Genomic DNA, 6,903 nt, shown 5'->3' with positions numbered 1-6,903 from the left:
GGAAGAAACCTACTCCATGGTCACTGCGAACCGTTTCTGGTCGCAAATCTTCGGCATCGCTTTCTCCAACAAACGTTGGTTACACTTCTTCATGCTCTTTGTCCCCGTGACTGGTTTATGGATGAGTGCTGTGGGTGTGGTGGGATTAGCCCTTAACCTCCGGGCCTATGACTTCGTTTCTCAGGAATTGAGAGCGGCCGAAGACCCGGAATTTGAAACCTTCTACACTAAAAATATTCTGCTTAACGAAGGTCTGAGAGCTTGGATGGCTCCCCAAGACCAACCCCACGAAAACTTTATCTTCCCTGAAGAAGTATTACCTCGCGGTAACGCTCTCTAAAGATGGCAAGAAAATTTACCGAATAGGGGGAAGGGTGAAGTTAAATCACCCTTCTTTTTTGTTGATTAACGCACTTCAAGCACTACTACTCATTTTCTTGATACCCCTGTAAGATAAACTAGAGAATTTCTGGGAGATAAAGACAATGTTTCGCCAAATTTTATTATCTAGTCTCGGTTTATTGCTAATTTGTCCCCTAGGGAGCGAGCCAGCAGCGGCCAGAACCATGAGAATTAATTGTGAAAGTCAAAGCGGTCGCACTACTCGCTGTCCCGTGAACGCTAGATGGGCCCAAGTAAGATTAACCCGCACTCGCTCCGCCGCTCCCTGTGAGGGTAATTGGGATTTCCAAAACGGCAATATTGTGGTCAGAAATGGTTGTCGGGGCGAGTTTGAGGTACGCATGGACGACCATGACGGTAATGTGGGTGGCGGTTGGGAAGGTAATGTTTACGAAGAATTTCGCCTCCCCAATATCGGTCGTTTTGTCGTTGATCGCCGCAGTTATTATGATAGTGGCAGAATTAGAGAATTTGATGCGATCGTTAATGGCAGTCGCGAGCGTTGGTGGGCTAATTGTCGTGGTGGCGAACTTGGCAGCGGTAGTCGTCGCATCCGCTCATCCCGGGAAATCGATCGAGTAGTGGACTTTGTTTGTGAGGATCGGGGTTAACTACAGAAACCAAAAACCTACCTAAAGCTTTTTAAAGTTACTCATTCCTGTAGCTATACAACTAAAATAAGTAACTTTTGCCACCGATAGATTTTAAGAACGTTATCAGGTAAGCTAAGACCCACTTTAACCGCCTATTTTTAGATTACCTGAATCTCTCCCAATCTCTTGACTTGCCTCGAACAGTAGCTTGAGAAAACTAAAATCCTTCGCTTTTGCGAAAGAAATCCATCATCGTCATCGGTGTTTTCTCTAGCATCGATCGCTCACTTTTACTTAGTTGCTTAACCAAATTTTACCAGGCTGACAAAAAAGCCTTAAAAATCAACATAATAACTTCCTAAATTTTATGATCTATTGGCTGTATTTAACTTCAGTTCGGGGTACAGCGTTGCTCATCAAGATGAAGTGTAAACTAATTTGGTATCGACCACCGACTCCCCAAAACGAAAACTGCCTACCTGATCATTAAGATAGCTGCTGTAAGAAACCCGTTTTCTTGATCTGCTGCTAGAATTCAAGTAGATTGGAGGAAAATATATGGAGCTGGCAAACACCTTAGATGCTCTAATGCTCAAAACCATCATCAAGGAAAGCGTCCGCGAAGTTATGCGGGAAGAATGGTTTAAATTCTTCGAGATGCTGATTCCCTATGTTGATGATATAGAACAAGCTGACATAGAAGCAACCTTTAATCCTGTTGATTACAAAGACGACGGCTTCGTTGATATTACAGGCTGGTTTAATCGTGAAGATCAGGATCAGTAGATCAGCCAATAAATTTTTGGAGAAACTAGATGCCAATAGCCGAAAATCTGTTTTGACTAAAATTGGTATTCTCAAAACCTGCCTTGAAACTCAAAACGTTTATCCCCCTGAAGAACTTGATATCAAAAAACTTAAAGGTGAGTTAAAAGGAGACAGACGAAATCTTTATTTATGAGATTAACTTTAGAGGCAATATTGACGATTAATTAAGCGATTAGCAACGTTCGCATTTACCAATTATTTTCGATCCTTCTTTCCGCAGCCATCTAACTTTCATGGGTTAATTTAGCCAATACTGCTTCTTCTTCGTCAGCAAAGTATCCAGCTTCGACTTGGGCCACTGCTTTCTTAATTTTCTCGCCAGCAGCCAGAGTAATCACCGGATCTTGACGATTACTAGACTTCTGACATAATTAACTTTTGAGAGTTCAAAAATGGGAAAAATAGGGATGAAGTTGCCTAAAATCTCTTTATGCTTAGTTCTCCTGACTACCAGATCCTTGCTCCTCTCTCTGAGGTTTACTGGTCACTGATTACTGATCCCTGATTAGAGAATACCCGCGTTAGAAAGACCGAGAATCAGTCCCGCACCGAGAATATGGCCAAAACTCATGGTAGCCAATAATTCCGGCAGACCGAAGCTTTTTTTCGAGGCTAACTGCGGCAAGGGTAAAGCAGGGCCTGCTCCGGTATTTTGGATAGCAAAATAACCGATAACGAACGCTACTAGGTTAGCTAACGTCATGGTAATCCCGACGGATAAATTCCAGGGAATGGTTTGAGCAGTGGCTAAAAGTAAGGCGGAAGAGATCATTTGCGCTCCAGTCTTGATAAGATTTTGTTAATCACAGGGCATTATAAAAAGCTCTTGACCCGAAACTGCTTTTTGTTTGAATACTTAACAGTTTTTGTAACGTTTTGTGAATAAGATTAAATGCGAATTAAAATTTGCGGCATTACCCAACCGGACCAAGGACGAGCGATCGCTACTTGCGGAGCTACGGCCTTAGGTTTTATCCTCGTACCTAGTTCGCCTCGTTACGTCAAAATCGAGCAAATTAACGCCATTATCGCCGCAATACCCGACAAAATTGATTTTATCGGGGTTTTTGCCGACGAGCAACCGGAAATTATTCAGCAAATAATTATTAAAACCCCCTTGACAAGTGTGCAGTTACATGGTAAAGAATCTCCCGAATATTGCCAAAGGTTGCGGCAATTATTACCCGACCGGGAAATTATCAAAGCTTTACGGATTAAAGACAGAGAAAGTTGGGAAAAGTCGGCAATTTACTTCAATAGCGTCGATACTTTACTGTTAGATGCCTACCATCCCCAATTGCTCGGCGGTACGGGACATACCTTAGACTGGCAAGCCTTAGCCAGTTTTTCGCCCCCCTTGCCCTGGTTTCTGGCCGGAGGACTCAACCCCGATAATATTAGTGAAGCTTTAACTCGGCTGCACCCCCAGGGTATTGATGTGTCTAGCGGCGTTGAGCGATCGCCCGGTGATAAAGACCTCAAAAAAGTCGCCCTCTTGCTAGAGCGACTGCAAAAATTCAGGGATCAGTGATCAGTTAGAAGGTTTTGGGTTTTAGGGTGTTGGGGTTTTAGGGTTTTAGGGTTTTAGGGTTTTAGGGTGTTGGGGTGTTGGGGTGGTCACTGCGTGCGCGTTGCGGGGGGTTTTGGGGTTTTAGTTGAATTTCCCCATTTCCCCATTTCCCCATTTCCCCATTTCCCCATTTCCCCATTTCCCCATTTCCCCATTTCCGGGACTAGAAGAAATTGGGTTTATGACGGATCAGGTTAAGATACTCCTCGCGGGTTTTTTGCTCGTCTTGGAAGACTCCTAACATGGCGCTGGTGACAGTCCAGGATCCCGGTTTCTGCACCCCGCGCATTACCATGCACATATGGGTTGCTTCCATGACGACTGCAACCCCTTGGGGGTCGAGAATTTCTTGAATCGCTTCGGCAATCTGACGGGTGAGGCGCTCTTGGACCTGTAAACGACGGGAATACATTTCCACAATGCGGGCTAATTTACTTAATCCGACCACCTTTTGGTTAGGAATATAGGCAACGTGGGCCCGCCCCATGAAGGGTAACATATGATGTTCACAGAGACTAAAAAAGTCAATATCGCGCACTAATACCATCTCATTATGACCTTCATCGAAGATCGCACCATTAACGAGGGTTTCTAGGGATTGTTGATAGCCTTGGGTGAGAAACTGCATCGCTTCGGCCACCCGTTTGGGGGTTTTTAATAAACCTTCTCTTTCGGGATCTTCCCCCACCGAGATCAGGATATTTCTGACCGCATCCATCATCTGTTCTTTGTTTTCGTCGGAAGTTGGATGAATTTGAGCGGTTTTGCCATTGTGGGTGTTGCGATCGGGGCGAGTGGTCACGCGTGCTTGAATAGCGTCGGTTAAATTACCGTTTAAACCGTTAGAAGAAGCTATGGTCATAATGAAGAGGCCTGTAGGCGAATTGATTGATAAATAGAAGTATTTCGGGTTATAATGCCCCCGCACTGGGCATAATGGTCATCGTTTCCACTACGGCCTGTTTGGGCAGTAACACCGCTTGCAGAATGGCCTGAGCGATGATATCCGGGGTTAACATGGCCGAGCGATCGAAATCTGCTTTGACGCTATCGCTGTCCCAGATGGGAGTATTGACAGCCCCGGGGATGATAATCGTGATGCGAATGGCGTTAGCCCGCTCCTCGATCGCTAAAATGCGAGAAAATGCCACTAATCCCGCTTTGCTGACACTATAGGCCCCCCAATCAGGGAAGAAATTATCGGCGGCGATCGAGGAAACGTTAACGATCGTGCCTCCCCCCTGTTGACGCATGGCAGGTAAAATTCCTTGCACACACTGATAAACACTGGTTAAATTGAGATCGATCACCCGCTGCCAGTCTGACAAAGGTGTGTCAGCCAAGGAGTTTGTGTAACCCATGCCAGCATTATTGATCAGGATATCGATCGGTCCGGATTCTTGGGCGATTTTAGCGATACTAGGAGCTACTTCCGGGATATCTGCCAAATCTAAGGGGTAAGCTTGGGCTGATACGCCTAAATCTGCCGCCATTCCCGCCACGGTTGCCAATCTTTGCTGATCGCGACCGATTAAAACCAGATTAATTCCCGCCTTGGCGAAAGCGAGGGCGGTTTCTTTGCCGATGCCGCTGCCGGCTCCGGTGATCAGCGCTCGCTGTTGACGAATAACAGAGTTCATGGTATAGTTTGAAATCTCTTAATTCTTGGTAGTTAGGGCAAAATTTTGGCGGTTAGGGGAACCCTAGAAAGGTTTAAGGGAGTTGGGTTGGATCGGAGCAATTTTTCTCGCACCAAAATTGCTGCGGCCCACCCGGGCGGGGGGAAGCATTGACTATCGGGTAGGTTCAAGATTAAAAATCGTTACAAAATTTTACCTAGCCAATTATAGCACTGTTAAGTCAGGGATCACTAATTTTTGTGTATATTTAGATATCTAACCAGCGAGGGGAAAAAGCGGACTGGTTGGCGAGAATTCTTGAGGCTGTCTTTGTCTGGAACTCCCTCCCCCTGCGCTGAAAACTACTCACCAGAGGAGATGGCAGCGGTGGGTTGAGTGCGATTGACAATCACCACTCGATCGCCGATCACGGGACTTCTAGCGAGGAGAATTCCCTCGTTATCCCTCATTTCCAAGCGGCGAAAATCGAGACTTTGGCAACGTTGAAAAACCGAATTAGCCAATTTATCCTGTTGTGATGCCTCCAGACTATACCAATTATCGCCCAAAATAACTACTAGACGACTAGCCAAAAAATCCGCTTCTACGGTAGAAATAATACCGGCGGGATAACGAGTAGTTAAATCGGTAATTTCCGCTTGAATGGCTGCGACTAAACTTTGTTCGGGAGTTAATCGCGGTTTTGCTTTGGTAATCGGGACGGGAATCGGTGCCTCTGGTGCGATTAATTCTGGAGGAGTTTCGATAATTTCCCCGGCTGCCGGGGAAGGACTAGAGACAACTTCAGGCATATTTTCGGCAATTTCCGCAGGATTTTTCGGTAAACTGACCACAGCTACTAATAGGATAGTGACTAAACTTCCTGTTAACAAGCCGGTAATTAACCAATCGGGAATTTTTTCGCTAATTCCCCCCGGTAAAAGTCGGCGAATTTTGCTCAAAATCGTCGTCCACCACCCTTCCACCTGCTCGAAATCCGGTAAAATATCGTCGATTCCCTCCGCTGCTTCGATTGGAGAATCTGGGGTTAAACTTTGCTCAACTTCTGCGAATTCATCTGGTTTTAAAGCAGCGGCTAACTGTTGCGTTGAGTTAAGAAGATTATCAACAGCAACTTTTGGGGGTAACACTGTCCCCGTTCCCGTGTTAAGTTGGTAAACGATCGAATTTAACTGCTCGATCGCCTCTTGTAGTCGGATCACTGTTTCTGCTTGGCTGAAATTCTCTCGCTCATTTGGTTGAGTCATAATTAATTCTTCTTAACCCGCTGCCATTCTTTTTCAAAATATCATTCTATGCGCCGTTTTCTCGGTTTTTTAACCAGTATTTTCCTTGTCTTCCTGACTGCTTGTGGTAGTGTCACTCCCCCGCAAGAATTTGCCCCCGACGGAGAAATCGTCGCCAAAGCCCTTTTATTACAATTTCGTCACACATCCGATCGCCTTAGTCAATCTTTACATATCGATGATCCGCAGGTAAAAATTGCTAAAATTAATGTCACCAGTCTGGAACCGCTTTATGTGGGCAATTTACCCGCTTATCACTTGCAGGGAGATTACGATCTAACTCTACAATTGCCCCATCAAAAAGATACCAAACAACACAACAATTTTGATCTTTATTTACAAAGACAGATCGAGGGGAAAACTTGGCGTTTACTGGAAGAAGTTGCCTCACAATGGCGCAGCTATTTAGTGAAATAACCGGAAAAAGCCCAGGGATTTTGCTATGGGAGCAAGTCAATTTTGTCAGAACAAACGTACCAAGCCTCGTTCAAAGTGTTCCGTTCAGGTACGCACAACGAAGTTTGAGAACTTGAGGTACATTCCTTTCATTCCATTGCGCTCCCGAAATTTTCAAGCGTCTATCG

The 6,903-nt window shown here is 45.2% G+C and carries 9 protein-coding genes and 1 pseudogene; 5 read left to right on the top strand and 5 right to left on the bottom strand.

The features are described from left to right. The 3 genes and pseudogenes from IM477_RS11985 to IM477_RS11975 form a co-directional block, all read left to right on the top strand. Positions 1-340 (top strand): annotated as a pseudogene (locus IM477_RS11985) (photosystem II D2 protein (photosystem q(a) protein)); the annotation flags it as partial. 145 nt (positions 341-485) lie between these two features. Then, on the top strand, positions 486-1,013 hold the full coding sequence (locus IM477_RS11980) for a DUF3011 domain-containing protein (protein WP_287731875.1): 528 nt from the start codon (positions 486-488) through the stop codon (positions 1,011-1,013). Between the two features lie 540 nt (positions 1,014-1,553). Next, on the top strand, positions 1,554-1,781 hold the full coding sequence (locus IM477_RS11975) for a hypothetical protein (protein ID WP_287731874.1): 228 nt from the start codon (positions 1,554-1,556) through the stop codon (positions 1,779-1,781). 266 nt (positions 1,782-2,047) lie between these two features. Here the strand turns inward: IM477_RS11975 and IM477_RS11970 are convergent, their stop codons facing one another. Continuing rightward, entirely contained in the window at positions 2,048-2,161 is a 114-nt protein-coding gene (locus IM477_RS11970) for a CopG family transcriptional regulator (RefSeq protein WP_287731872.1), read from the bottom strand. Between the two features lie 167 nt (positions 2,162-2,328). Next, the gene (gene psaK / locus IM477_RS11965) at positions 2,329-2,595 is read right to left on the bottom strand and encodes a photosystem I reaction center subunit PsaK (RefSeq protein ID WP_287731871.1); all 267 of its coding nucleotides are present in this window, start codon (positions 2,593-2,595) and stop codon (positions 2,329-2,331) included. Positions 2,596-2,715: 120 nt separating this feature from the next. On the opposite strand from psaK, the gene IM477_RS11960 reads away from it, so the two are divergent. Beyond that, positions 2,716-3,354, top strand: a complete 639-nt coding sequence (locus IM477_RS11960; protein WP_079208965.1) for a phosphoribosylanthranilate isomerase — start codon at positions 2,716-2,718, stop codon at positions 3,352-3,354. A gap of 202 nt (positions 3,355-3,556) precedes the next feature. Here IM477_RS11960 and folE read toward each other — a convergent pair whose 3' ends face one another. The 3 genes from folE to IM477_RS11945 all read right to left on the bottom strand — a co-directional run bounded on the left by folE (position 3,557) and on the right by IM477_RS11945 (position 6,280). After that, positions 3,557-4,255, bottom strand: a complete 699-nt coding sequence (folE, locus tag IM477_RS11955; RefSeq protein ID WP_002738197.1) for a GTP cyclohydrolase I FolE — start codon at positions 4,253-4,255, stop codon at positions 3,557-3,559. Positions 4,256-4,304: 49 nt separating this feature from the next. Further along, positions 4,305-5,033, bottom strand: coding sequence for an SDR family oxidoreductase (locus IM477_RS11950; protein ID WP_287731870.1), 729 nt, complete (start codon positions 5,031-5,033; stop codon positions 4,305-4,307). A gap of 341 nt (positions 5,034-5,374) precedes the next feature. Continuing rightward, entirely contained in the window at positions 5,375-6,280 is a 906-nt protein-coding gene (locus IM477_RS11945; RefSeq protein WP_287731868.1) for a hypothetical protein, read from the bottom strand. Between the two features lie 48 nt (positions 6,281-6,328). Here IM477_RS11945 and IM477_RS11940 point away from each other — a divergent pair, with 48 nt between their 5' ends. Continuing rightward, complete coding sequence (locus IM477_RS11940) at positions 6,329-6,736, top strand: hypothetical protein (protein WP_002756869.1); 408 nt, start codon at positions 6,329-6,331, stop codon at positions 6,734-6,736. Positions 6,737-6,903: the final 167 nt, after the last annotated feature.

Origin of the sequence: Microcystis sp. M090S1 (assembly GCF_020246295.1) — a bacterium.
Taxonomy (GTDB): domain Bacteria; phylum Cyanobacteriota; class Cyanobacteriia; order Cyanobacteriales; family Microcystaceae; genus Microcystis; species Microcystis aeruginosa.
Note: the sequence above shows the minus strand (reverse complement) of the source record. Positions and strands in the feature narration are given on the sequence as shown.

Bases quoted from the DNA above. Each gene is read 5' to 3' on its own strand.
- IM477_RS11980 (WP_287731875.1), top strand. From the start codon at position 486: ATGTTTCGCCAAATTTTATTATCTAGTCTCGGTTTATTGCTAATTTGT.
- IM477_RS11975 (WP_287731874.1), top strand. From the start codon at position 1,554: ATGGAGCTGGCAAACACCTTAGATGCTCTAATGCTCAAAACCATCATC.
- psaK (WP_287731871.1), bottom strand. From the start codon at position 2,595: ATGATCTCTTCCGCCTTACTTTTAGCCACTGCTCAAACCATTCCCTGG.
- IM477_RS11960 (WP_079208965.1), top strand. From the start codon at position 2,716: ATGCGAATTAAAATTTGCGGCATTACCCAACCGGACCAAGGACGAGCG.
- folE (WP_002738197.1), bottom strand. From the start codon at position 4,255: ATGACCATAGCTTCTTCTAACGGTTTAAACGGTAATTTAACCGACGCT.
- IM477_RS11950 (WP_287731870.1), bottom strand. From the start codon at position 5,033: ATGAACTCTGTTATTCGTCAACAGCGAGCGCTGATCACCGGAGCCGGC.
- IM477_RS11945 (WP_287731868.1), bottom strand. From the start codon at position 6,280: ATGACTCAACCAAATGAGCGAGAGAATTTCAGCCAAGCAGAAACAGTG.
- IM477_RS11940 (WP_002756869.1), top strand. From the start codon at position 6,329: ATGCGCCGTTTTCTCGGTTTTTTAACCAGTATTTTCCTTGTCTTCCTG.